Source organism: Streptomyces sp. CA-278952 (assembly GCF_028747205.1).
Classification (GTDB): domain Bacteria; phylum Actinomycetota; class Actinomycetes; order Streptomycetales; family Streptomycetaceae; genus Streptomyces.
This window is the reverse complement of the sequence record NZ_CP112880.1, coordinates 7,092,512-7,116,236: the sequence shown is the minus strand read 5'-3', so window position 1 is coordinate 7,116,236 and position 23,725 is coordinate 7,092,512. Positions and strand designations below refer to the sequence as shown.

Genomic DNA, 23,725 nt, shown 5'->3' with positions numbered 1-23,725 from the left:
ACACGCCATGGCTGTGAACGAAAGGAAGAGCAACGGTGAGTGAGGCAAAGCTTCGCGACTACCTGAAGCGCGTGACGGCGGATCTCCATGTGACCCGCCGCCGGCTGAAGGATGCCGTGGACAGGGACCGGGAGCCCATCGCGATCGTCGGGATGGCATGCCGTTATCCCGGCGGGGTGAGCTCGCCGGAGGACCTGTGGGACCTGGTGGCCGAGGGCCGGGACGCGGTGGGCGGATTCCCGACCGACCGGGGCTGGGACCTGGAGGCCCTGTACGACCCGGACCCGGACACGCCCGGCACGAGCTACGCCCGGGAGGGCGGCTTCCTGACGGAGGCCGACCACTTCGACGCGGCCTTCTTCGGGATCTCGCCGCGTGAGGCGCTGGCCATGGACCCGCAGCAGCGTCTGCTCCTGGAGACCGCGTGGGAGGCCGTCGAGCGCACCGGCATCGCGCCCTCCACGCTCAAGGGCAGCAGGACGGGCGTGTTCGCGGGGGTGATGTACCAGGACTACGGGTCGCGGCTGCGTCAGGTCCCCGACGATGTCGAGGGCTATGTCGGGGCGGGTGGCTCCGGCAGCATCGCCGCCGGGCGGATCTCGTACACCATGGGCCTGGAGGGCCCCGCCATCACGGTGGACACCGCCTGTTCCTCGTCACTGGTGGCCATCCATCTGGCGGCCCGGTCGCTGCGCGCCGAGGAGTGCGAACTGGCTCTGGTCGGCGGGTCGATGGTCATGTCGACCCCCGTCGCGTTCGTCGACTTCAGCCGCCAGCGGGGGCTCGCCACCGACGGGCGCTGCAAGGCGTTCTCCGCCGATGCCGACGGCACCGGCTGGGGCGAGGGCGTCGGCATGCTCGTGTTGGAGCGGCTGTCCGACGCCCAGCGCAACGGGCACCAGGTGCTGGCCGTGGTCAAGGGTTCGGCCGTGAACCAGGACGGCGCGAGCAGTGGTCTCACGGCTCCCAACGGGCCCTCCCAGCAGCGGGTGATCCGCGCCGCGCTGGCCAACGCGGGCCTGACCGCCGCGGAGGTCGACGCGGTGGAGGCGCACGGCACCGGCACCTCGCTCGGCGACCCGATCGAGGCCGGCGCCCTGCTCGCCACCTACGGCAAGGACCGTCCCGCGGACCGGCCGCTGTGGCTCGGCTCGCTGAAGTCGAACATCGCGCACACCCAGGCGGCGGCCGGCGTCGGCGGTGTCATCAAGACGGTGATGGCGATACGCAACGGGCTGCTGCCCAAGACGCTGCACGCGCAGGAGGGTTCGCGGAACGTCGACTGGGAGTCGGGAGCGGTCCGGCTGCTCGCCGAGGCACAGCCGTGGCCGGAGACGGGTGCCCCGCGTCGTGCGGGTGTGTCGGCCTTCGGATTCAGCGGTACCAACGCGCATGTCATCGTGGAGCAGGCGCCGGTGGTGGAGCCGGTGGAGACCCCGGCCGAGACAGGTGTGCCATGGCCGGTGCCCTGGGTGATCTCCGGCCGCAACGAGGACGCCGTCCGCGACCAGGCCCGCCGCCTCGCCACCCACATCCGCCAACACCCCGAACACACCATCACCGACATCGCCCACTCCCTCGCCACCACCCGCACCGCCTTCCCCCACCGCGCCGCAGCCATCGGCACCAACCGCAACGACCTCCTCACCCAACTCGACCACATCACCAAAACCACCACCCCCATCACCCACACCCAAACCGGCAAAACCGCCTTCCTCTTCACCGGACAAGGCGCACAACACCCCGGCATGGGAGCCGAACTCCACACCACCTACCCCACCTTCGCCGACACCTTCGACCACATCTGCACCCTCATCGACCCCCACCTCCCCCACCCCCTCCACGAAACCATCTTCGGCAACCACCCCGAACGCCTCAACCAAACCCTCTACACCCAACCCGCCCTCTTCGCCTACGAAACCGCCCTCTACCGCCTCATCGAATCCTTCGGCATCACCCCCGACTACCTCGCCGGCCACTCCATCGGCGAAATCACCGCAGCCCACATCGCCGGCATCCTCACCCTCCACGACGCCACCACCCTCATCACCACCCGCGCCCGCCTCATGCACCACCTCCCCACCGGCGGCGCCATGATCTCCCTCCAACTCCCCCACACCCAAACCCAAGAACTCATCCAAGGCCACGAACACCACGTCGGCATCGCCGCCGTCAACGGACCCCACACCACCGTCATCTCCGGCGACGAAACCACCACCCTCCACCTCGCCGAACAAGCCGAAAAAAACGGCATCAAAACCAAACGCCTCACCGTCTCCCACGCCTTCCACTCCCCCCTCATGCAACCCATCCTCGACGACTTCCTCCACACCGCCCACACCCTCACCTACCACCAACCCACCACCCCCATCATCTCCAACCTCACCGGCAACCCCGCCGACACCACCAGCCACACCCCCACCGACATCACCACCCCCCACTACTGGACCAACCACATCCGCAACACCGTCCTCTTCCACCAAACCATCACCACCCTCACCAACCACAACGTCGTCCGCTACCTCGAAATCGGCCCCACCCCCACCCTCACCGCCCTCGCCCACACCACCCACCCCCACGCCACCCACATCCCCACCCAACGACCCAACCGCCACCAACCCACCACCCTCACCACCGCACTCACCCACACCCACAACACCGGACACACCCCCACCTGGAACACCCTCATCCCCCACACCCACACCACCCCCCTCCCCACCTACCCCTTCCAACGCCACCGCTACTGGCTGGAGGGCGGGGACACCGCGGGGGACCCGGGCAGTGCGGGTCAGGCGGCGACGGAGCACCCGCTGCTGAGCGCGGCGGTCGAGCTGCCGGACGCGGAGTCGCTGGTGCTCACGGGGCGGCTGGCGCTCGGCGGTCAGCCGTGGCTGGCCGACCATGCGGTGGGCGGCACGGTGATCCTGCCGGGGACGGCGTTCCTCGAACTGGCCGTCCAGGCCGGCGACCAGGTGGGCTGCGAGCAGGTCGAGGAACTGACCCTCGAGGCGCCCCTGGTGCTGTCCGCGGGTGAGGCCCTGGCGCTGCGGGTGACCGTGGAGGAGGCCGACGAGGCGGGACGGCGGGCGCTGACCGTCCATTCCCGCACGGACGGTGCCGAGTTCGGCGAGCCGTGGACCCGGCACGCGTCGGGCATGCTCGCGCCCGACGCGGTGGCCCCCGCCGCCCTGGACGCGGCGTGGCCGCCGGCGGGCGCGGAGCCCCTGGACGTCGACGACCTCTACGAGCGGTTCGCCGCCAACGGCTTCGCCTACGGCCCCGCCTTCCAGGGCCTCACCGCGGCCTGGCTCCGCGGTGACGAGGTCTTCGCCGAGGTCCGCCTCCCCCAGGAGCAGCACGCCTCCGCCTCCTCCTACGGCCTGCACCCCGCGCTCCTCGACGCCGCCCTGCACGGCATCGCGCTCGGCCCGGTGCTCGACGCGGGTCAGGAGGGCGGCGACACGCAGGGCAGGCTGCCGTTCTCGTGGACGGGGGTGAGTCTGCACGCCTCCGGCGCCACCGACGTGCGGGTGCGGATTGCGCCGTCGGGCGGGGGCGAGGCGGTGAGCCTCGACATCGCCGACGGCACGAGTGCCCCCGTGGCCCGGATCGAGAGTCTGGTGCTGCGCAGGATGTCCGGCGACACGCCGGTGGCGCCCGCCGCCGGCGGGTCGGCGCATCCGTCGCTGTTCCGGCTCGACTGGACCGCGCCGCGTGCCGGCGAGCGGATGCCCGCACCCCTCGTGCGGGCCGCGCTCATCGGGGACGACGGGCTGAAGATCACGGAGAGCCTCTTCGACGCCGGTGTGCACGTGGAGTCGTACGCGAACCTGGAGTCGCTCGGTGCCGCCGTGGACGCGGGCACCGCGGCCCCCGCCTTCGTCCTCATGTCCTGCTCACCCCGTCCGCCGGAACTCGCCTCGTCGGCGCGGGACGCGGTGTGTGAGGCGCTGGAGCAGGCGCGGGCCCGGGTCGCCGACGAGCGGTTCGGCGATGCGCGGCTGGTGTTCGTGACCCGCGGCGCGGTGGCCACCGAGCCGGATGCCGATGTGACCGACCTGGCCCAGGCCGCCGTCTGGGGCCTGGTGCGCTCCGCGCAGACGGAGAACCCGGACCGTTTCGTCCTGGCCGACCTCGACGACGATCCTCGCTCGGCGCGGGCGCTGGCCGTCGCTCTGCCGTCCGGTGAGGCACAGTTCGCCGTGCGCGAGGGCGGGCTGCGCGTTCCCGGACTGAACAGGGTGCCGGCCGGTGCGGCGGGAGCGCCGCTGCCCATCTCACCGGACGGGACGGTGCTGATCACCGGTGCGACCGGCTCGCTGGGCGGTCTGGTCGCGCGGCATCTGGTGACCCGCCACGGTGTCCGTCATCTGCTGCTGACCAGCCGGCGCGGTCCCGGGGCCGACGGCGCGCAGGCGCTGCGGGAAGAGCTGACGGCGCTCGGCGCGACGGTCACGCTCGCCGCCTGCGATGCCGCCGACCGTGACGCGCTGACGGGGCTCCTCGCCTCGGTCCCGGCGGAGCACCCGCTGGTGGGCGTGTTCCACACGGCGGGTGTCCTGGACGACGGCACCCTCGGCTCGCTGGCGCCGGAGCAGGTGGACCGGGTGCTGCGTCCGAAGGCGGACGCGGCCCTGCTGCTGCACGAACTGACCCTGGAGATGAACCTGGACGCGTTCGTCCTGTTCTCGTCGGCCGCCGGTGTGCTGGGCGGCGCGGGGCAGGGCAACTACGCGGCGGCCAACGGCTATCTGGACGCGATCGCCCAGCACCGCCGGGCGAACGGGCTGCTCGGGACGTCGCTCGCCTGGGGTCTGTGGGCGCAGGACAGCGGCATGACCGGCGGCCGGGCGGCCTCCGCTCAGCCGACGCGGTCCGGTGTCGCCGCCCTCGGCGCAGAGGAGGGGCTGGAGCTGCTCGACCTGAGCCTCGGGCTCGGGCTCGACGGGCCGGCGCTCGTGGTGCCGATGCGGGTGGACCAGCGGGCGCTGCGCGCGGGCGCGGCCTCCGGTTCGGTGCCGCAGCTGCTGCGCGGTCTGGTGCGCGGGCCGGCGCGGCGCGCGGGCGCGGCACGGCGGGCCTCGTCGTCCGGCGGTGCGGACTCGCTGCGTGAGCGGCTGGCCGGGCTCGGCGAGGCCGAGCAGGAGAGCCTGATGCTGGAGGCGGTGCGCGCCCAGGTGGCGGCGGTCCTCGGGCACGCGGACGCGTCCGCGATCGGGGCGGACCACGAGTTCGCCGACTCGGGCTTCGACTCGCTGACGGCGGTCGAGCTGCGCAACCGGCTGGCCACCGCCACCGGGCTGAGGCTGCCGGCGACCCTGGTGTTCGACCACTCGACGGCGGCAGCGCTCGCCTCGCATCTCGCGGCGGAGCTGCGGGCGTCGGGTGACGCGGACGAGGGCGGCTCCGTGGCGTCCGCGGCGCGTGCGTCGGACGACGGCGGTTCGCACTCGCTGCTCACGCAGTACACCCGGGCGTTCGAGACGGGCCAGTGGAAGGAGATCTTCGATCTGCTCCACGCGACGGCGGCGCTGCGGCCCCGGTTCCGCACGCCGGAGGAGCTCGAACGGCGTCCGAGTCCGGTGCTGCTGAGCAAGGGATCGGCACCGCACCACATGTTCTGCTTCTCGTCCTGCCTCGCCGTGGCCGGCATCCACCAGTACGCCCGGTACGCCGCGTCGCTGCGCGGACAGCGCAACGTGTCGGCCCTGGCGCTGCCCGGTTTCGGCCGGGGCGAGCGCCTGCCGGAGGATGTCGCGGCCGTGATGGACTCGCAGGCGCAGGCGGTGGCCGAGGCCGCCGACGGCGCGCCCGTCGTGCTGCTCGGCTCGTCGGCCGGCGGCTGGTTCGCGCACGGCACGGCCGCGGCGCTCGCCCGGCGGGGCGTCGAGGCGTCCGGTGTGGTGCTGGTGGACACGTACGTGCCCAAGAGCAGCATCCTCAACCAGTTCGGGCTGTCCCTGATGGACGGGATGACCGAGCGCGAGGGCGTCTTCGTGACGATGGACGACGCACGGCTGTCGGCCATGGGCTGGTATCTGAACATGTTCGGCACCTGGGAGCCGGAGCCGGTGGAGGTCCCGACGCTGCTGGTGCGGGCGACCGAGCCGCTGTCCACCGGTTCGCTGCGCCTGGAGGAACTCCCCGACTGGCGGTCTTTCTGGGAGCTGCCGCACGACGTCGTGGACGTCCGGGGCAACCACTTCTCGATGATGGAGGAGCACTCCGTCGAGACGGCGCAGGCGATCGAGGACTGGATCGCGCGGCTGTCCCGCTGACCCGCCACAGAACCCCTTCGTCCGGGGGGCGTGCGTGCGGGAGGTCCGCGCGTACGTCCCCCGGCCCGATGCAGTGAAACGGAGTACCACGATCGATATGGCATCACCCACGACACAGGAGAGTCTGTGGCTGCGCAGATACCACCCGCGCCAGGCGGCCGAGGTCACCCTCGTGTGCCTGCCGCACGCGGGGGGTGCCGCGAGCTTCTGGTTCCCCTTCTCCGAGCTCCTGCCGCCCGAGGTGGAGGTGCTCGCGGTGCAGTACCCGGGCCGCCAGGACCGGCGGCTCGACCCCCGGATCGAGAATGTCCAGGAGATGGCGCGCGGCGTCTTCGACGCCCTCGGGGAACGGGCGCGCGAGCGGCCGCTCGCCCTGTTCGGGCACAGCATGGGGGCGAGTGTCGGCTTCGAGCTGATCCGGCTCCTCGAAGGCGAACTGGACGTCGTCCCGGCGGTGTTCTTCGCCTCCGGGCGGCCGGCGCCGTCGGTGCACCGGAGCATCGGTGTGCATCTGCGGGACGACGCGGGGATCGTCGAGGAGCTGCGGCGGATCAGCGGTACCGACGGGCGTGTGCTGGACGATCCCGAGCTGCTCCAGCTCGCGCTGCCCGCCATCCGCAGCGACTACAAGGCGGCGGAGACGTACGAGTACCGGCCGGGCCCGCCGCTGCGCTGCGACATCATCGGGCTGACGGGGGACGCAGATCCCCGGGTCGAGCCGGACGAGGTGGCCACCTGGCGCGACCACACCACGGGCTCGTTCGCCTTCCACGTCCTGCCCGGCGACCACTTCTATCTCGGCGGCCGCAAGCGGGAGGTGGTCGACGTCGTCGTGGATGCGCTGCGCGCGTCGGGCGCCCTCTCGGGTCCGCTTCCCGGCGGCGCCCTCACGCCGCCGGCTCTCCGTCCCGATGACACCAGGTCGCCCTTCGGCGACAGAAAGGCCGTGTGACGATGCGCGTCCTGTTCGCCACCGTTTCCGAGAAGTCCCACCTGTACACGATGGTGCCGCTGGCGTGGGCGCTGTCCGCCGCCGGGCACGAGGTGCACGTCGCGAGCAACCCGGCGCTCGCCGACGGGATCCGCTCCACGGGTCTGACCGCCGTGTCGGTGGGCACCGACCACAATCTGCACGAGATGCTCGCGGCCAACCGCGACTCCCTGGAGAACCCTCTGTCGGACTGGAGCAACCCGGTCCCGGAGGCGCACACCTGGGAGGAGGTCCTGATGAAGTTCAAGGTGAGCGTCACGTTCGCCTATCAGACCTACAACGACGGCATGATGCACGAGCTGATCGACTACGCGCGGCACTGGCAGCCGGATCTGGTCGTCTGGGACTCGGCGTGCTACGCAGGCCCGGTGGCCGCGAGGATCGTGGGCGCGGCGCACACCCGGCTGCTGTGGTGCACCGACATCTACGCGGCGATGCGCGACGTCTTCCTGCGGCGCAGCGGGGAGCAGCCGCCGGAGCGGCGCGAGGACCCGATGGCCGACTGGCTCGGCGGCATCCTGTCCCGCTACGGCTCCGACTTCGACGAGGAGGTCGTGGTCGGGCAGTGGAGCACCGATCAGGTGCCCACCAGCCAGCAGCTGCCGCTGGGGCTGAACCGGCTGCCGATGCGGTACCTGCCGTACAACGGCCCGTCGCTGATCCCGGACTGGCTGCGGGAGCCGCCCGCGAAGCCGCGGGTGGTGCTGTGTTCGGGCATCTCCGCGCGGGCCGCGCTCGGTGGGACGTTCATGCCCGTCGACGAGATCATCGGCACCCTCGGCGAGATGGACGTCGAGGTGGTCGCCGCGCTCGGCGAGGAGGAGGCCGGGCAGATATCGCGGATCCCGGACAACACCCGGGTCGTCGACTTCGTGCCGCTGCACGCGGTGCTGCCCGGCGCCTCGGCCCTCATCCACCACGGCGGATTCGGTTCGTGGGGCACCGCGATGGTGAACGCCGTGCCGCAGTTCATCCCTACCATCCGGTACGCGGACTGGTGGAACAAGGCGAACGGGCTCCAGGAGTACGGCGCGGGCATCGCGGTGCACGCCACCGAGCTGACGCCCGACGTGCTGCGGGAGAGCGTGCGCCGGCTCGTCGAGGACGAGTCGTACCGCAAGGCCGCCGACCGGCTGCGTCTGGAGAACCTGGAGAACCCGACGCCGGCCCGGCTGGTGCCCGAGATCGAGCGGCTCACCGCCGAGTACCGGCGGCGCTGAACCACGGGGGTCGGCCGATCGGTTGATGGTGGACATCAACCGATCGGCCGACCCTCCGCCGGTCGATCGGCGGGCGGAAGGATCAGCCGATCCCGCGCCTCATGAGCCGATGTCCGCGGGCCGCCGCTCTTCTAGCCTTCAGGTGTGAAGCCGAACCGTCGGAAAGGTGGGGAACGATGCCGCTGATCGAAGTCAGGAATCTGCGGAAGGAATACCCCGGCCACGTGGCCGTGGCCGATGTGTCGTTCGATGTGGAAGAAGGAGAGATCTTCGGAATCCTCGGCCCGAACGGCGCCGGCAAGACCACCGCGGTCGAGTGCATCGAGGGACTCCGCAAGCGCGACGGCGGCCAGGTCAGTGTGATGGGCCTCGACCCGCTGCACGACGTGGCGGAGCTCCGTCAGAGCATCGGCGTCCAGCTCCAGCAGAGCGAACTGCCGCCGCGGCTGAAGGTCTGGGAGGCGCTGGAGCTGTACAGCTCCTTCTACCGTGACCCGGCCGACTGGCGTGAGCTCATCAGCGACTGGGGTCTGGCCGAGAAGGCCGACGCCTCCTACGAGTCGCTCTCGGGCGGCCAGCAGCAGCGGCTCTCCATCGCGCTGGCCCTGGTGGGCAAGCCGAAGATCGCGGTCTTCGACGAGCTGACCACGGCACTCGACCCGCATGCCCGCCGGGAGACCTGGAAGCTGATCGAGAAGGTGCGGTCCCAGAACGTCACCGTGCTGCTCGTCACGCACTTCATGGAGGAGGCCGAGCGCCTCTGCGACCGGATCGCCATCATCAAGGGCGGCCGTGTGGTGGCTCTCGACACCCCCTCCGGTCTGGTGTCGCGGGTCAGTGACGAGCAGGTCATCCGGTTCATCCCCTCGGTCCCGATCGAGGAGGAGCTGCTGATGCTGCTGCCCGACGTGACCCGTATGACGCGATCGGGATCCCAGATCACGGTGGTGGGGAAGGGGAACGTTCTCTACTCGGTGATCTCGGTGCTCGCCCGCAACCAGATCGTGGCCAACGAGCTCCGTCTGGAGCAGCCGAGCCTCGATGACGCATTCGTCGCCCTGACCGGCTCCCAGCCGGCCAGCTGACCCATTCCCACGAGGAGATCCACCCATGGCAGGGCGAGCCAAACTCACCTTTGTTGAAAGCAAGTTGTTCCTCCGCGACCCAACCGCGGTGTTCTTCGTGATCGCGTTGCCGGTCATGCTGCTCGCGATCTTCGACATCATCACCGGCAGTTCCGACGACGATGCCGCGACGAAGGAGTCGATGGCTGCGTTCGTCCCGGCCATGGCGATGTCGATGTGCATCACGATGCTCGCGCTGAACGTGCTGCCGACGACGCTGGCCACGTACCGCGAGAAGCAGATCCTGCGGCGGATGGCCGCCTCCCCGGTGCACCCGTCGAACCTGCTGTTCGCGCAGCTGCTGATCAACATGGTCACCGCCGTCATCGCCGCGATCCTGGTGCTGGCCGTCGGGCAGACCGTCTTCGACACCCGGCTGCCGGACAGCGCCCCGGCGTTCATCCTGGCCTTCTTCCTCGGCACCTGGGCGCTGTTCTCGGTCGGCCTGTGCGTGGCCGCCATGGCGCCCGGCTCCAAGGCGGCCACGGCCATCGGCCTGTCGCTGCTGTTCCCCAGCCTCTTCTTCGGCGGGGCGCTGGTCCCCAAGGAGGACCTGCCCGAGACGGTGGGCACGATCGGCGACTACACCCCGCTCGGCGCCGCCCTCGAAGCCCTGCGCAACGCGTGGGACGGGGACATGCCCAGCGTCACCCAGCTGCTGGTCCTCGTGATCACGGCGCTGGTTGCGAGTACGGTGGCGGCGAAGTTCTTCCGCTGGGAGTAGGACGAGGCGATGCGTGACGAGTACCGGGGGTGGGAGCGCCACTCCGATCTCCTCTTCGGGGCGCTGCCCTACCTGCTGCTCGGTCTCTCCCTGCTGCTCGCGGTGACCGACTCCCCGCTCGGGGTGTGGCGCCGCGAGCACGTCGTCACCATCGTGTGGGCGGGCGTGGCGGCGGTGTGGACCGCCGCCACCTTCACCGTGCCGACCCGGGGCCACTACCGGATGGCCCGGGGGCATCCGCTGACCATCATCTACTTCATCGGCCTGCTCGCCCTGGCGGCGGTGCTGCTGAGCCGTGACGACGTCTTCGTCCTCTTCACGGCCACCGCGTTCCTTCAGGCGCTCGTGCTGCTCTCGACGAGCTGGGCGTTCCTGTGCGTGTTCTGCGCCTCGTTCGTGGTGAACACCGTGCCCGACGGGTTCCCCGAGCCGACGATCCCCGCCTGGACGGGCTACGCGGGCGCGATCGTGGTGCAGACCGTGGTGGTGGGCTGGATCAACCTGCTGTTCAGCAAGCTCGACGCGCTCTCCCTGCAGCGCAAGCAGACCGTCAGCGAGTTGCGCACCGCGCTCGCCGAGAACGAGGGCCTGCACGCGCAGTTGATAGCGCAGGCCCGTGAGGCCGGTGTGCACGACGAACGCCGGCGGCTCGCGGTGGAGATCCACGACACGCTGGCCCAGGGACTGGCCGGGATCATCCGGCAGCTGGAGGCCGTCGGCGCGGAGGACGAGCGGGTGCGGCCGGACGTGGAGTGGCGTCGGCACATCACCACCGCGCACGAGCTGGCCCGGGAGAGCCTCGCGGAGGCCCGCAGGTCGGTACAGGCTCTGCGCCCCGAGCAGTTGGAGGGTTCCACGCTGCCGGGCGCGCTGGCCACGATCGCCCGCAAGTGGTCCGACGAGCACGCGCTGCCCGCCGGCTTCGCGACCAACGGGACGGTGCGGCCGCTCCACGCCGATCTGGAGGCGACCCTGTTCCGGGTGGCCCAGGAGGCGCTCGCCAACATCACCAAGCACGCGCGGGCCGGCAAGGTCGGCATCACGCTGTCGTACATGGAGGAGATGGCAGTCCTCGACGTCATCGACGACGGGGTCGGTTTTGACCCGCCGGCCGCCGAGGCGGTGGCCGGCATCCGGGACGGCAACGGCCTGGGGCTGGTGGGTATGCGGGCCCGTCTGGAGCGTGTGGCGGGCACCCTGGAGGTGGAGAGCGCTCCGGGTGAGGGCACCGCGATCAGCGCCTGCGTACCCTTCGAGGCACAGCACATGGAGTTCGGGAAGGCAGGGCCATGAACACGCAGGGCACCCCCATCCGCATCCTGATCGTGGACGACCATCCGGTGGTGCGGGACGGTCTGCGCGGATCGCTGGAGCGGGACGCCGCGTTCACCGTGACGGCCGAGGCGGCGGACGGCGAGGAGGCCGTGGCGCTGTACCGGGCGCACGCGGCCGACGTGGTGCTGATGGACCTGCGGATGCCGCGCATGGGCGGGGTGGAGGCCACCAAGCACCTGATGGAACTGGACCCTTCGTGCCGGATCCTGGTCCTCACCACCTACGACACCGACAGCGACGTGGTCGGCGCGCTGGCCGCGGGCGCTACGGGCTATCTGCTGAAGGACACCTCGCGCGAGGAGCTGATCCGGGCGGTGCGTTCGGCGGCGGACGGACAGTCGGTGCTCTCCCCCGCCATCACCACCCGGGTGCTGAACCAGGTGCGCAGCAAGCCGCGCGGCCCGCTGAGCGAGCGGGAGCTGGAGGTGCTGCGGCTGATCGCGGAGGGGAACACCAACCGTCAGGTGGCCGGCAAGCTGGTGATCAGCCAGGCCACGGTGAAGACCCATCTGCTGCACATCTACGAGAAGCTGGGCGTCAACGACCGTGCCGCGGCCGTCGGCGAGGCGCACAAGCGGCAATTGCTCCAGTGACGGGCGGCGGCGCGGCGGGTGGGCCGCTCCACCCCCTGTTCCCCCTGCAGCCGGCGCCAGAACTAGGGGTTGTTGGCGTCCGGTCGGCGAATCTACGGTGAGCGCATTGTCGGAACGCGGCCTGGGGAGTAATTGCCGTGCAGGAAATAATCGACGCCGCTCTCGCCACGGAAGCCACCAGTTCGGATTTCTCCGCGATTCCTCTTCCCGAGTCCTATCGCGGTGCGGTGGTACTCAAGGAGCAGACGGGAATGTTCGAAGGCATGGCGACCCGCGACAAGGAGCCGGTGAAATCACTCCACGTCCGTGAGGTGCCCACCCCTGAACCGGGTCCCGGCGAGGCGCTCATCGCCGTCATGGCCAGCTCCATCAACTACAACACGGTCTGGAGCTCGATCTTCGAGCCGATGCCGACCTTCGGGTTCCTGGAGCGCTACGCCCGCTCCGGCGACCCGTGGGCGGCCCGCCACGACCAGCCGTACCACGTGCTCGGCTCGGACCTCGCGGGTGTGGTGCTGCGCACCGGGCCCGGGGTGCGGGGCTGGAAGCCCGGCGACCGGGTGGTGGCGCACTGCCTGTCGATCGAGCTGACCCACCCGGACGGGCACGACGACGCGATGCTCGACCCTGAGCAGCGGATCTGGGGCTTCGAGACCAACTACGGCGGTCTGGCCGAGCTGTCGCTGGTGAAGACGAATCAGCTGATGCCGATGCCCGCCCACCTCACCTGGGAGGAGGCGGCGTCGCCGGGACTGGTCAACTCCACGGCCTACCGCCAGCTCGTCTCCCGCAACGGGGCGGCCATGAAGCAGGGCGACATCGTGCTCGTCTGGGGCGCGGCCGGCGGCCTCGGCTCGTACGCGACGCAGCTCGCCCTGAACGGCGGCGCCATCCCGGTGTGCGTGGTCTCCGGCAGCCGCAAGGCCGAACTGGTGCGCTCGCTCGGCGCGGAGCTCGTCATCGACCGCGCCGAGGAGGGCTACCGCTTCTGGCGCGACGAGCGCACACCCGACCCGCGGGAGTGGAAGCGGTTCGGCTCCCGGATCCGTGAGCTGACCGGCGGCGAGGACCCGAACATCGTCTTCGAGCACCCGGGACGGGAGACGTTCGGGGCCAGCGTGTACGTCGCCCGCCGCGGCGGCACCGTCGTCACCTGCGCCTCCACCTCGGGCTTCCAGCACGAGTACGACAACCGCTACCTGTGGATGGGCCTCAAGCGCATCATCGGCAGCCATTTCGCCAACTACCGGGAGGCGTGGGCGGCCAACCGCCTCGTCGCCCGGGGAATGGTCCATCCCACGCTGTCCTCGGTGTACCCGCTGGACGAGGTGGGCGCGGCCGCGCAGTCCGTCCACCGCAACGAGCACAGCGGCAAGGTCGGTGTGCTGTGCCTGTCGCCGGGCGAAGGGCTCGGCGTGCGCGACGCCGAGAAGCGCGCCCGCCACCTCCCGGCGATCAACCGGTTCCGCACCGGTTGAGCCGCCTGCGCGGCCCCTGGAGCAGGCCGCCCGCCCCGGTCCCCTTCCGGACGCGGGCGGCCGTCGCGTCCGCCCCTGTCCCCCGGACCCCCGGCAGCGGGCGCGTCCGCCCCGCCCATCCCCCATGCCCCATCCCCCGCTCAACGGAAGCGAGTCAGCCATGCCCGCCGAGTTCCGCCCGCTCAACGTGGAAGGCGCCTTCGCCTTCACGCCCAAGGTGTTCCCCGACGAGCGGGGCCTGTTCGTGTCGCCCTACCAGGAGGAGGCGTTCGAGGAGGCGGTCGGGCACCGGCTGTTCCACGTCGCCCAGACCAACCACAGCCTCTCCAGCCGCGGCGTGGTGCGAGGAGTGCACTACACGACCACCCCGCCCGGTGTGGCCAAGTACGTCTACTGCCCCCGGGGCCGGGCGCTGGACATCATCGTCGACATCCGGGTGGGCTCCCCGACCTTCGGGCAGTGGGACGCCGTGGAGCTGGACCCGGCGTCATTCAGGACCATGTACTTCCCGGTCGGCGTCGGGCACGCGTTCGTCGCCCTGGAGGACGACACCGTGATGTCCTACATGATCTCCGGCACCTACGTGGCCGAGCACGAGCTGGCGCTGTCGCCGCTCGACCCGGCACTCGGCCTGCCGATCCCGGACGACATCACCCCGCTGCTCTCCGAGCGCGACGCTGCCGCCCTCACCCTGGAGCAGGCCCGCGAGCGGGGGCTGCTGCCCGACTACGCCGAGAGCCGGCGGATCGAGGCCACGCTGCATGGCTGAGCAGCCCGCCTCCCCCGGGTGCCTCGCCGTGGTCGGCGCCACCGGCAGCGTCGGCAGCGCGGTGTGCCGGGCCGCGCAGGCGGCCGGACGCGAGGTGCTCGGCATCGCCCGGACCCCCTCGGCCGGCGCGGCGGACGTGCCGCGGCTCGCCCTCGACGCGGCGACCGTGCGGCCGGCCGTGCTGGCCGAGGTGTTCCGCTCCCGCAACGTCACGGCCGTCGTCAACGCGGCTGGCGGCTGGGGCACGACCGCCGAGGAGATGGTGTCCGCGCATGTGCGCATCCCGGAGCGGATCGTGGCCGCCGGCGCGCTCCGCACGGCCGCCGGCGCCCCGCCGCTGCGCGTCGTGCACGTGGGATCCGTCCACGAGTACGGGCCGGTCTCCGAGGGGGCGTGGATCGACGAGTCGCTGACGCCCGATCCGCGGACCCCGTACGCCACGACCAAGCTCGCCGGCTCCGAGGCGGTCCTGCGCGGCGACCGCGAGGGCAGTGTCCGGGGCCTGGTGCTGCGGGCCGTGAACGTCTGCGGCCCGGGCACCTCGCGCGCCAGCTTCCTCGGCACGGTCGCCGACCGGCTGCGCGCGACCGCCGCCGGGGAGCGGCTGGACCTGCGCATCGCGCCGGCCCGGCGCGACTACGTCGACGTCCGCGACCTCGCGCGGGCGGTGCTGCTCGCCGTGGACTCCCCGGTCTCGGGGCGTGCCGTCAACATCGGCCGCGGCGAGGCGGTCGCCGTCGGCGAACTGGTCGCCCTGCTCGCGGAGGCCAGCGGACTGCCGGACGGCACCGTCCGGGCGAGCGGCGGAACGGTCACCAGCAAGGGCGGGGACTGGACCCTCGCGGACATCTCGCTCGCCCAGGCCCTGCTGGGCTGGAGCCCGTCGATCGGGCTGCGGGCGTCGATGGCGGACATGTGGGAGAGCACCCGCCCGGCGGAGGCGATGGCCGAGTAGGCGTCCCTTTCCCTCCAGCTCGTCCGGCCCGGTGCCGCGTCGTCGACGCGGCACCGGGCCGCGGCGCGTCCACGGGCCCTCGATGGCTGTCCGCAATCGCCGGCGGACGCACGACGACAGCTACGGCGCCTCGCCGGGCAGGCGGGACGTCCGTCACACGCTTTAGGGGTGCGACATTTCCTAGGGGTTGTCTGTGGGGGGTCGCTAAGTAAGCTCGGTTTTCGTCGGCGGATTGTCGCGCAGAACAAGGAAGTGGGGCCGCTGTGGAATTTCGCGTACTGGGCCCGCTGGAAGTCGTCGCGGACGGTCGCCGAATTGAGGTGACGGCACCCAGGCTTCAGCAGGTGCTGTCCCTTCTTGTGCTGCGCAGGAACACTTTCGTCAATGTCTCCGAATTGGTCGACGAACTCTGGCCCGACAATCCTCCGGTCAGCGCCGTGTCCACCGTGCAGACCTATGTCTACAAGATCCGCAAGCTGCTCGACCGGTACGGCGCGGGGCACATGCTGGAGGGCCGCCCGGGCGGCTACCAGCTGGGGGTCCCCGACGCGGCCGTCGACCTGCACGCCTTCGAGGACGCGCTGGGCGAGGGGCGGGCCGTCCTGGAACAGGACGACGCCGCCGCGGCCTCCTCGATCCTCGCCCGCGGTCTCGCCCTGTGGCGGGGGGCGGCCCTGGCCGGTGTCGTCGCGGGCGAGCTGCTGTCCGCCTACGTCACCAGGATCGAGGAGGCCCGCTTCCTCACCCTGGAACTGCGCATCGAGGCCGATCTGCGGCTCGGCCGGCACCTGGAGCTGCTGAGCGAGCTGAAGTCCCTCGTCGTGGCCCATCCGCTGCACGAACGCTTCCACGCCTGCCTGATGCTGACGCTCCATCATGCGGGTCGGCGCGGGGAGGCCCTCGGCGTCTACGCGGCGCTGCACCGCAGCATGTCCGACGAACTCGGCCTCGAACCGGGTGAGGACGTGCAGCGGCTGCACCAGGAACTGCTGTCCACCGCGGTTCCGCTGGGGCCGGTGGTCGGCTACCGGCCCGCCGAGCCCGCCCTGCGGCCGCCGGTGCCCGGCCCCGCGCGGGAGGGCGGCGGTCTCACCGGCCGGCCCGCCCAGCTGCCGCGCGACACACCGGACTTCACCGGGCGGTCCGCCGAACGCCGGCGCATCGCCGAGCTGCTCACGGCACCCGTGGACAGCGATCACACCGCCACCCGGATGGCCGTCCTCACCGGACTGCCCGGCGCAGGCACCAGCGCGCTGGCCGTGCACGCCGCCCACCGCCTGCGGGCCGCCTTCCCCGACGGCCAGCTCTACGCCGAACTCGACGGCTCCGGCGGCGCCCCCCAGGAGCCCGGCGACGTGCTCGCCGGGCTGCTGCGCTCGCTCGGGGTTCCCTCGGACCTGATCCCCGACGGCGTCGAGGAGCGCGGCAACCTCTTCCGGTCCGCGACGGCCGGCCGGCGCATCCTGCTCGTCCTCGACGACGCCGCCTCCACGGAACAGGTACGGCCGCTCCTGCCCGGGGACCCGAGCTGCGCGGTGCTGATCACCAGCGGGCGCCGGCTGCACGGGCTGACGGGCGTCCCGCACCTGACCGTGGAGCCCCTGCGGCCGAGCGAGGGGCTCGCGTTCCTGGAGCGCACCCTGGGCACCGAGCGGGTGGCCGGCGAACCGGCCGCCGCAGCCCGCCTCGTGGAGCTGACCGGCGGGCTGCCGCTGGCGCTGCGCTGCGTCGCGGGGCGGCTGGCGACCCAGCCGGCCGTACCGCTGCGGGCGGCCGCCGTCCGGCTGGCGGGCGCCACGGACCTGATCGCGGAGTTCCGCTTCGGCGCCCTCGATGTGCGGTCGCGCTACGACGCGGGGTACCGGGGACTCGGCCACGTCGAGCAGGGGGTCATCCGCCTGCTGGGGCGGCTGCCCCGGTCGGGGTTCAGCGCGGGGGCGGCGGCCGAGGTGCTGGGCATGGAGGCGCGCACCGTGGAGCGCGCGCTGGAGACGCTCTTCGACCACCATCTGCTGCGTCTGCACAGCTGCGGCCCCGCCGGGGAGAGCCGGTACGCCTTCGCGGACGTCGTACGGCGCTACGCCCACGCGCGTCCGGTGTTCCCGCGCCCCCGCCGCTCCGGCGGGGACAGACCGCCGCTGTCCGCGCTGCCCACCGGCGACCTCGTGCCGGCGTACGAGGGGGAGCCGGTGGCACACGGCGCGTCACCGTACTTCGGCCGCCGCTCCGCACCCGACGCGGTCTGACCCGCCCCGCCCGCGCCGCAGGGGCGCCGGGGGCCGCCGCACGCCGGCGTCCCGCCCGGGTCGACGTCACCCGGCCGCATCGGCCCGCACGCCGCCCGGACGCCGGGAAGACCCCGACACCCCCCATCCCGCCCGGGTCGCGTCACCCGGCCGCATCGCCGTGCCGCACCCCTCACCCCGCATCTCGCATCCCGCACGAAGGACCCTGGGAACACCCCGACACCCGACCCCACCACATCGCCGTGCCGCGCCGCGCCGCGCGCGAAGGCCCCGGGAACGCCGTGGGCCGCACCGGCCGCGGCGTCCCCGGGACCGGCGGCCGGTCCCGGGCCGAGCCGTCCGTCACCAGTCCGTGGCGGCAGCGGTCCCGGTCTGCCCGTCCTGGGGAGCGAACTCCTCGGACACCTCCATCACATAGCGCCCGTACTCGGAGCCGGACATCCGCTCGCCGAGGCGGTGGCACTCCTGCGCTCCGATGAAGCCCATGCGCAGGGCGACCTCCTCGACGCAGGCGATGCGCACGCCCTGCCGCTCCTCCAGCATGCGCACGTACTGCCCCGCCTCCAGCAGCGACGCCGGGGTCCCGGTGTCCAGCCACGCGAAGCCGCGGCCGAGGTCCACCAGCCGGGCCCGGTCGCGCTCGAGGTAGTGACGGTTGACGTCGGTGATCTCCAGTTCCCCGCGCGGGGACGGCGAGAGGTTCTTGGCGATGTCCACCACCTCGTTGTCGTAGAAGTACAGGCCCGTGACGGCCCGGTTGGAGCGGGGCCGGTCCGGCTTCTCCTCCAGGGAGACCAGCCTGCCCCGCCCGTCGGTCTCGCCGATGCCGTACCGCTCCGGGTCGTTGACGGGGTAGCCGAAGAGCACACACCCCTCGACGTCCTGGGCGTTGCCGTGCAGGACGTCGGAGAAGCCGGGGCCGTGGAAGATGTTGTCGCCCAGGATCAGGGCGACGGAGTCGTCGCCGACGTGCGAGGCCCCCACCCGGAACGCGTCGGCGATACCGCGCGGCGCGTCCTGCTCCGCGTAGCCGATGCTCAGTCCGAGCTCGGAGCCGTCGCCGAGGAGGCGTTTGAACTGCGGCAGGTCGCGGGGTGTGGAGATCAGCAGGATGTCCCTGATCCCCGCGAGCATCAGTGTGGACAGCGGGTAGTAGAGCATCGGCTTGTCGCCCACGGCCAGAAGCTGTTTCGACACGACGAGTGTCGCCGGGTGGAGTCGTGTGCCGGTTCCGCCGGCCAGGATTATGCCCTTCATGCGCCTCAGCCTCCCCGAAGCCGCTGGACGCTCGGTCGAACCGCCTTCGAGTGAGCTGCGACGGCCCCCGGCGATCCTTCTCCCGCACGCCCTGTGTCGCGGCTGCCTCCGTGAAGAAGCCGCACGAAACCAACGGGAGTTAACTGTGACCATGCACGTGTGGAGTTATCTGGAGGAGTACCGCACGGAGCGGGAGGACATCCTCGACGCCGTGGAGACGGTCTTCGAATCGGGCCAGCTGGTGCTCGGGAAGAGCGTCCGCGGCTTCGAGGAGGAGTTCGCCGCCTACCACGGCCTCCGTCACGCCGTGGGCGTGGACAACGGCACCAACGCCATCAAGCTCGGCCTCCAGGCGCTCGGCGTCGGCCCCGGCGACGAGGTGATCACGGTCTCCAACACGGCCGCGCCGACGGTGCTCGCCATCGACGGGGCAGGCGCGAAGCCGGTCTTCGTGGACGTGCGCCGCGAGGACTACCTGATGGACCTCACCCAGGTCGAGGCGGCCATCACCGAGCGGACCAGGTGTCTGCTGCCGGTGCACCTGTACGGGCAGGCCGTGGACATGGCGCCGCTCAGGGAGATCGCCGACCGCCACGGGCTGAAGATCCTGGAGGACTGCGCGCAGGCCCACGGCGCTCGGCACCACGGCAGCCTCACCGGCACCATGGGCGACGCGGCGGCCTTCTCCTTCTACCCCACGAAGGTGCTCGGCGCCTACGGCGACGGCGGCGCGACCGTCACGAACGACGACGAGGTCGACGAGAACCTGCGCCGGCTGCGCTACTACGGCATGGAGAAGGTCTACTACGTCACCCGGACCCCGGGGCACAACAGCCGCCTGGACGAGGTGCAGGCCGAGATCCTGCGCCGCAAGCTGAAGCGTCTCGACCAGTACGTGGCCGGCCGCCAGGCGGTCGCCGCGCGGTACGCCGAGGGCCTGGGCGACACCGATCTGGTCCTGCCGGAGCTCGCTGCCGGGAACACCCACGTGTACTACGTGTACGTGGTCCGGCACCCGCGCCGTGACGCGATCATCGAGGCGCTCAAGGGGTACGGCATCGCGCTGAACATCAGTTACCCGTGGCCCGTGCACACCATGACGGGCTTCGAGCACCTCGGCTACGGCAAGGGGTCCCTGCCGGTCACCGAGGAACTGGCCGGCGAGATCTTCTCGCTGCCGATGTACCCGGCGCTGGAGCCCGAGGCGCAGGAGAAGGTCATCTCCGCGGTGCGCGAGGTCCTCGCGTCGGTGTGACCCGCCCCCGGCGGCCCGCACACGTCCCCTGCGGGCCGCGCGGCGGCGTGGAGCAGCGGCCCGGACGCCCCCGTGGGCCGTCCGGGCCGCTGCCATGCGTGCGGCGTGCCGGTTCAGACGGTGACCAGGCAGCCGGTCAGGCAAGCCGTCAGACTGCGTGCCTGCACGTTCACATAGGAGCTGTGGCGCAGCAGGGCGGTGAGCTGCCCCAGCGAAACCCAGCGGAAGTCCGGGTCGTCCGCGGGGACGTCCACGTCCGACTCGACGATCAGGTAGCGGTTGAGCGCGTGGTGGAAGCGCCCGCCCTCCTCCGACAGCAGCGTGTCGTACCGGATGCGTTCGGGCGCGGCCCGCAGCACCTCGTCCAGGAAGGCGGGCGGCTCGGCGGCGATCAGGCCGTAGTTCTCCGGTGTGCACTGCACCGTGGGGCCGAGTTCGGTGACGTCCACGAATCCGGGTTCGCTGCGCTGGCGCATGAGGGCGTGCAGCACACCGTCGAACTCCCGTACCAGGAAGGCGATGACGCCGATGCCGTGGGGGCGGATCATCGGCTGCGTCCAGCGGCGAACCTCCCTGCCGACGGCGGTCACCTCGACGCCGATGACGTCGAAGAAGCCGCCGCTCTCGTGTGCGATCCGGCCCTCCGCGCGACGCCAGCCGCGCACCCGGTCGAGGGGGACGCGCCGGGTGGTCAGTTGGGTCCTGCTGCGCGCGTCGGTGATCCAGCTCAGCGTGGCCGCAGTGTCCGGGCCGTCCCCGGTGCCGTGGGCCAGGGAACGGGCCACGGACGCGCGGAAGTCCGCCGTGTGCGCCGATCGGCCGGTGCCCGCGTAGTCGTCCTCGGCGCCGGCCCCGGATGCGGGCAGGCACGACAGCACCGTGCGGGTGTCCATGTTGACCATGTCCTCCTCGGCGAGGAGGCGGTAGAGCTGACCAAGGGTCAGCCAGCAGAACCCGTCGAGCTCCTCGACGTCGCCGGTGACCTCCACGATCATGTTGCGGTTGCGCTTGCGGTAGAACCACGAGCCCTGTTCGGACTGGCGGACGTCGGCGAGGACCCGGTGCGGGGCGGTGTCCTGGAAGTACGTCAGGTACGGGACGGCGCTGCCGCCGTGCACCCGGGTGAAGTTGCTGCGGGTGGCCTGCACGGTGGGCGATATCTGCACGCCGTTGGCGTTCCCCGGCTCGGCCTTCGCCTGCATCAGGCAGTGCAGCACGCCGTCGAACTCCTTGACCAGGATGCCGAGGATGCCGGTCTCGGGCTGGTCGATGATGGGCTGCTGCCAGTTCGGCACGAGCCCGTCCGGGCTGTGGACGTCCAGGCCCTGCACGGAGAAGAACTTGCCCGACTCGTGGCGGATGTCGCCGGTGGCGGCGTCCTGCACCCAGCCTCTCAGGCGGTCCAGGGGAATGTGTTCCGCACGGGCGCTGGTGCCGACGCCGCGCCACCAGTCGTGGAACTGCCCGAGGTCGGTGAACCGGCTCCCGGTGGCGCTCAGCGACGCGGCGATCCGTTCGGTCATCCGCGGGACGTCCAGGGCGATGGCCTGACCCGGCATCGGTCTCTCCTCGTGTCGGTGGCGCGCCGCCGGCAGCGGCGCCGGGCCAGCGTGGCGCGCGGCGATGGCAGGGCGGACGCGGCTGATCGGGGCCGGTTCGAGCGGTCGTGGACGGTTCTGCGACCGTTCTGCGAGGGATGCGCGACCGGACACGGCCGGCCGCTGGGGGTGCCCTTGTGCCGGGTGGGCTAGGGGGAGGTAAGGGTAGGCCCGGGCCGCCGGGGGTGCGTACCGTATCCGGCATCGGGGCGGGCGGGGCGATGACGCCCCGCACCGCCGCCGCAGCGCGGCCGGTGGGTTCTCCGCCGCTTCGAGAGGCCCGGTCCGGCCGGCGATCCCGGCCACGGCCCGAGGGCCCGGCGCGCGTACGACGCCCCCGGCGGCGACGACGGCCCGGCGGCAACGACTTCAGAGCAGGACGCGAGCGCCGCGGGCGCCGCGTCCCGGAAGGGAACGCCCACATGACACAAGCGACGGACACGTCCGGCACGCGGATCGGGATCCTGTCGACCGGCTCCTATCTGCCCAAGGAGGAGGTCTCCAACGAGGAGATCGCCGCCCGGGCGGGGGTAACCGCCGAGTGGATCGAACGCAAGACGCAGATCGTGTCGCGCCGTTGGGCGGCGCCGTACGAGGCCACGTCCGACCTCGCGGTGCACGCGGCCCGACGCGCTCTGGAACAGGCCGGGATGACGGCCGGCGAGATCGACTACCTGGTGGTGTCGACGTCCACGGGCGACTCCCCGCAGCCGCCCACCTCGTACCTGGTCCAGGACGCCATCGGGGCGCACGGCGCCGCCTGCTTCGACATCAACGTGGTGTGCAGCGGTTTCGTCTACGCGCTGGAGCTGGCGCGCAGCCTGACCCAGGGGCGTCCGGGCTGCCACGCGCTGGTGATCGGAGCCGACCTGTACTCGCGGATCCTCGACCTCGATGACCGCCGGACGGCGGTCCTCTTCGCCGACGGCGCCGGTGCCGCGGTCGTCGGGCCGGTGGCGGAGCCGTACGGCATCGTCGGCACCGATCTGTCCAGCCACGGTGCGGCGCACGACCTGATCCGGGTGGAGGCCGGCGGCAGCCGCCACCCCGCGTCGCACGAGACCGTCGCCGAGGGCGGCCACTTCATCAGGATGAACGGACGGGGTGTGCGGGACTTCGTCGCCGAGCAGGTGCCGGGGGCGCTGATCGCGCTCACGGACCGGCTGGGCGTCGGCATCGGCGAGGTCGACCACTTCGTCCCGCACCAGGCGAACGGGGTGATGCTCGGGGAGGTCGTCCGGCTCGCCGGACTGGAGCGGGCGACGACGCACCGCACGTTGCAGAAGTACGGCAACGCGGGCAGCGCCTCGGTACCGGTCGCGCTGGACGAGGCGCATCGTTCCGGCGCACTGCTGCCGGGCGATCTGGTACTGCTCGCCGGATTCGGCGGCGGCATGTCGCTGGGGGCGTCCCTGGTGCGCTGGGGCGTGGGCGCCCCGGGCGGCGGGCCGGCCGGCGGGTGACCGCCGCCGCCCGTGGCGGTGTCCTCCGGGTGCGGCCGGGGAACACCGCTCACGGGTGCCACGTCACCCTTTGGCCCGGTGTGTACGGTTCCGGTGTGAGCACCTTCGGAACGCCGTCCGGGCCCTGACCGCGTGACCCGTGTCCCGTGTCCCGTTGTACGTGACGGAGTTCCCCCTGAACGCCAACCGCAAGGTCGACCGGAGGCGGCCGGCCGCCGACGCGGCCCGGCGCGACTGAGCTCCGGAAACCGGCGCTCGGGTCGGTCGCACCGCGATCGGCTGAGGTCGTACCGCGATCAACCGATCAGCTGATTCCGCTGAGAGCGCGATGGACGATGTGACGGATGCGGTCCGCGCGCGAAGCTCTCCGCGTGACCTCAACGAGCGTACGCGGGACAGGCCGAGGGCCCATCGTCGAAGTCAGCGACGCCCCGGACCA

At 71.9% G+C, this 23,725-nt stretch carries 15 protein-coding genes; 13 read left to right on the top strand and 2 right to left on the bottom strand.

Translation table 11 applies throughout. From position 1 onward, the window contains the following. Positions 1–35: 35 nt before the first annotated feature. The 11 genes from N7925_RS31570 (at position 36) to N7925_RS31520 (ending at position 17,713) form a co-directional block, all read left to right on the top strand. A complete protein-coding gene (locus tag N7925_RS31570) occupies positions 36–6,278 on the top strand; it encodes a type I polyketide synthase (RefSeq protein WP_274345863.1) in 6,243 nt (2,080 codons plus the stop codon). 97 nt (positions 6,279–6,375) lie between these two features. Then, positions 6,376–7,230, top strand: coding sequence for a thioesterase II family protein (locus N7925_RS31565; RefSeq protein ID WP_265602870.1), 855 nt, complete (start codon positions 6,376–6,378; stop codon positions 7,228–7,230). 2 nt (positions 7,231–7,232) lie between these two features. After that, positions 7,233–8,489 carry an activator-dependent family glycosyltransferase gene (locus N7925_RS31560; RefSeq protein ID WP_274346585.1) on the top strand — a complete coding sequence of 419 codons (1,257 nt, stop codon included), beginning with the start codon at positions 7,233–7,235 and terminating at the stop codon, positions 8,487–8,489. 176 nt (positions 8,490–8,665) lie between these two features. Then, a complete protein-coding gene (locus N7925_RS31555) occupies positions 8,666–9,574 on the top strand; it encodes an ABC transporter ATP-binding protein (protein WP_265602869.1) in 909 nt (302 codons plus the stop codon). A 25-nt stretch (positions 9,575–9,599) separates the two neighbouring features. After that, positions 9,600–10,337: an ABC transporter permease gene (locus tag N7925_RS31550; RefSeq protein WP_265602868.1), complete on the top strand. Its 738-nt coding sequence runs from the start codon at positions 9,600–9,602 to the stop codon at positions 10,335–10,337. Between the two features lie 9 nt (positions 10,338–10,346). Then, positions 10,347–11,630, top strand: coding sequence for a sensor histidine kinase (locus tag N7925_RS31545; RefSeq protein ID WP_274345862.1), 1,284 nt, complete (start codon positions 10,347–10,349; stop codon positions 11,628–11,630). Further along, on the top strand, positions 11,627–12,265 hold the full coding sequence (locus tag N7925_RS31540; protein ID WP_265602866.1) for a response regulator: 639 nt from the start codon (positions 11,627–11,629) through the stop codon (positions 12,263–12,265). The genes N7925_RS31545 and N7925_RS31540 overlap by 4 nt, the downstream gene beginning before the upstream one ends. A 137-nt stretch (positions 12,266–12,402) precedes the next feature. Then, positions 12,403–13,743 (top strand): crotonyl-CoA carboxylase/reductase, encoded by a 1,341-nt coding sequence (gene ccrA, locus N7925_RS31535; RefSeq protein ID WP_274345861.1) that lies wholly within the window; start codon positions 12,403–12,405, stop codon positions 13,741–13,743. A gap of 160 nt (positions 13,744–13,903) precedes the next feature. Beyond that, positions 13,904–14,512: a dTDP-4-dehydrorhamnose 3,5-epimerase family protein gene (locus N7925_RS31530; protein ID WP_265602864.1), complete on the top strand. Its 609-nt coding sequence runs from the start codon at positions 13,904–13,906 to the stop codon at positions 14,510–14,512. Further along, positions 14,505–15,467, top strand: coding sequence for an NAD-dependent epimerase/dehydratase family protein (locus tag N7925_RS31525; protein WP_265602863.1), 963 nt, complete (start codon positions 14,505–14,507; stop codon positions 15,465–15,467). Before N7925_RS31530 ends, N7925_RS31525 begins: the two co-directional genes overlap by 8 nt. 263 nt (positions 15,468–15,730) lie before the next feature. Next, the gene (locus tag N7925_RS31520; RefSeq protein WP_331618180.1) at positions 15,731–17,713 is read left to right on the top strand and encodes an AfsR/SARP family transcriptional regulator; all 1,983 of its coding nucleotides are present in this window, start codon (positions 15,731–15,733) and stop codon (positions 17,711–17,713) included. Between the two features lie 342 nt (positions 17,714–18,055). Here N7925_RS31520 and rfbA read toward each other — a convergent pair whose 3' ends face one another. Further along, positions 18,056–18,970 (bottom strand): glucose-1-phosphate thymidylyltransferase RfbA, encoded by a 915-nt coding sequence (rfbA, locus tag N7925_RS31515; RefSeq protein WP_274345860.1) that lies wholly within the window; start codon positions 18,968–18,970, stop codon positions 18,056–18,058. 145 nt (positions 18,971–19,115) lie between these two features. On the opposite strand from rfbA, the gene N7925_RS31510 reads away from it, so the two are divergent. Then, complete coding sequence (locus tag N7925_RS31510; RefSeq protein WP_274345859.1) at positions 19,116–20,225, top strand: DegT/DnrJ/EryC1/StrS family aminotransferase; 1,110 nt, start codon at positions 19,116–19,118, stop codon at positions 20,223–20,225. Positions 20,226–20,338: 113 nt separating this feature from the next. Here the strand turns inward: N7925_RS31510 and N7925_RS31505 are convergent, their stop codons facing one another. Then, positions 20,339–21,784, bottom strand: coding sequence for an NDP-hexose 2,3-dehydratase family protein (locus N7925_RS31505; RefSeq protein WP_274345858.1), 1,446 nt, complete (start codon positions 21,782–21,784; stop codon positions 20,339–20,341). A 461-nt stretch (positions 21,785–22,245) separates the two neighbouring features. On the opposite strand from N7925_RS31505, the gene N7925_RS31500 reads away from it, so the two are divergent. Beyond that, positions 22,246–23,286 (top strand): 3-oxoacyl-ACP synthase III family protein, encoded by a 1,041-nt coding sequence (locus N7925_RS31500; RefSeq protein ID WP_274345857.1) that lies wholly within the window; start codon positions 22,246–22,248, stop codon positions 23,284–23,286. The last annotated feature ends 439 nt before the right edge of the window (positions 23,287–23,725 follow it).

Bases quoted from the DNA above. Each gene is read 5' to 3' on its own strand.
- N7925_RS31505 (WP_274345858.1), bottom strand. From the start codon at position 21,784: ATGCCGGGTCAGGCCATCGCCCTGGACGTCCCGCGGATGACCGAACGG.
- N7925_RS31560 (WP_274346585.1), top strand. From the start codon at position 7,233: ATGCGCGTCCTGTTCGCCACCGTTTCCGAGAAGTCCCACCTGTACACG.
- rfbA (WP_274345860.1), bottom strand. From the start codon at position 18,970: ATGAAGGGCATAATCCTGGCCGGCGGAACCGGCACACGACTCCACCCG.
- N7925_RS31530 (WP_265602864.1), top strand. From the start codon at position 13,904: ATGCCCGCCGAGTTCCGCCCGCTCAACGTGGAAGGCGCCTTCGCCTTC.
- N7925_RS31545 (WP_274345862.1), top strand. From the start codon at position 10,347: ATGCGTGACGAGTACCGGGGGTGGGAGCGCCACTCCGATCTCCTCTTC.
- N7925_RS31500 (WP_274345857.1), top strand. From the start codon at position 22,246: ATGACACAAGCGACGGACACGTCCGGCACGCGGATCGGGATCCTGTCG.
- N7925_RS31565 (WP_265602870.1), top strand. From the start codon at position 6,376: ATGGCATCACCCACGACACAGGAGAGTCTGTGGCTGCGCAGATACCAC.
- N7925_RS31540 (WP_265602866.1), top strand. From the start codon at position 11,627: ATGAACACGCAGGGCACCCCCATCCGCATCCTGATCGTGGACGACCAT.
- N7925_RS31555 (WP_265602869.1), top strand. From the start codon at position 8,666: ATGCCGCTGATCGAAGTCAGGAATCTGCGGAAGGAATACCCCGGCCAC.
- N7925_RS31525 (WP_265602863.1), top strand. From the start codon at position 14,505: ATGGCTGAGCAGCCCGCCTCCCCCGGGTGCCTCGCCGTGGTCGGCGCC.
- N7925_RS31550 (WP_265602868.1), top strand. From the start codon at position 9,600: ATGGCAGGGCGAGCCAAACTCACCTTTGTTGAAAGCAAGTTGTTCCTC.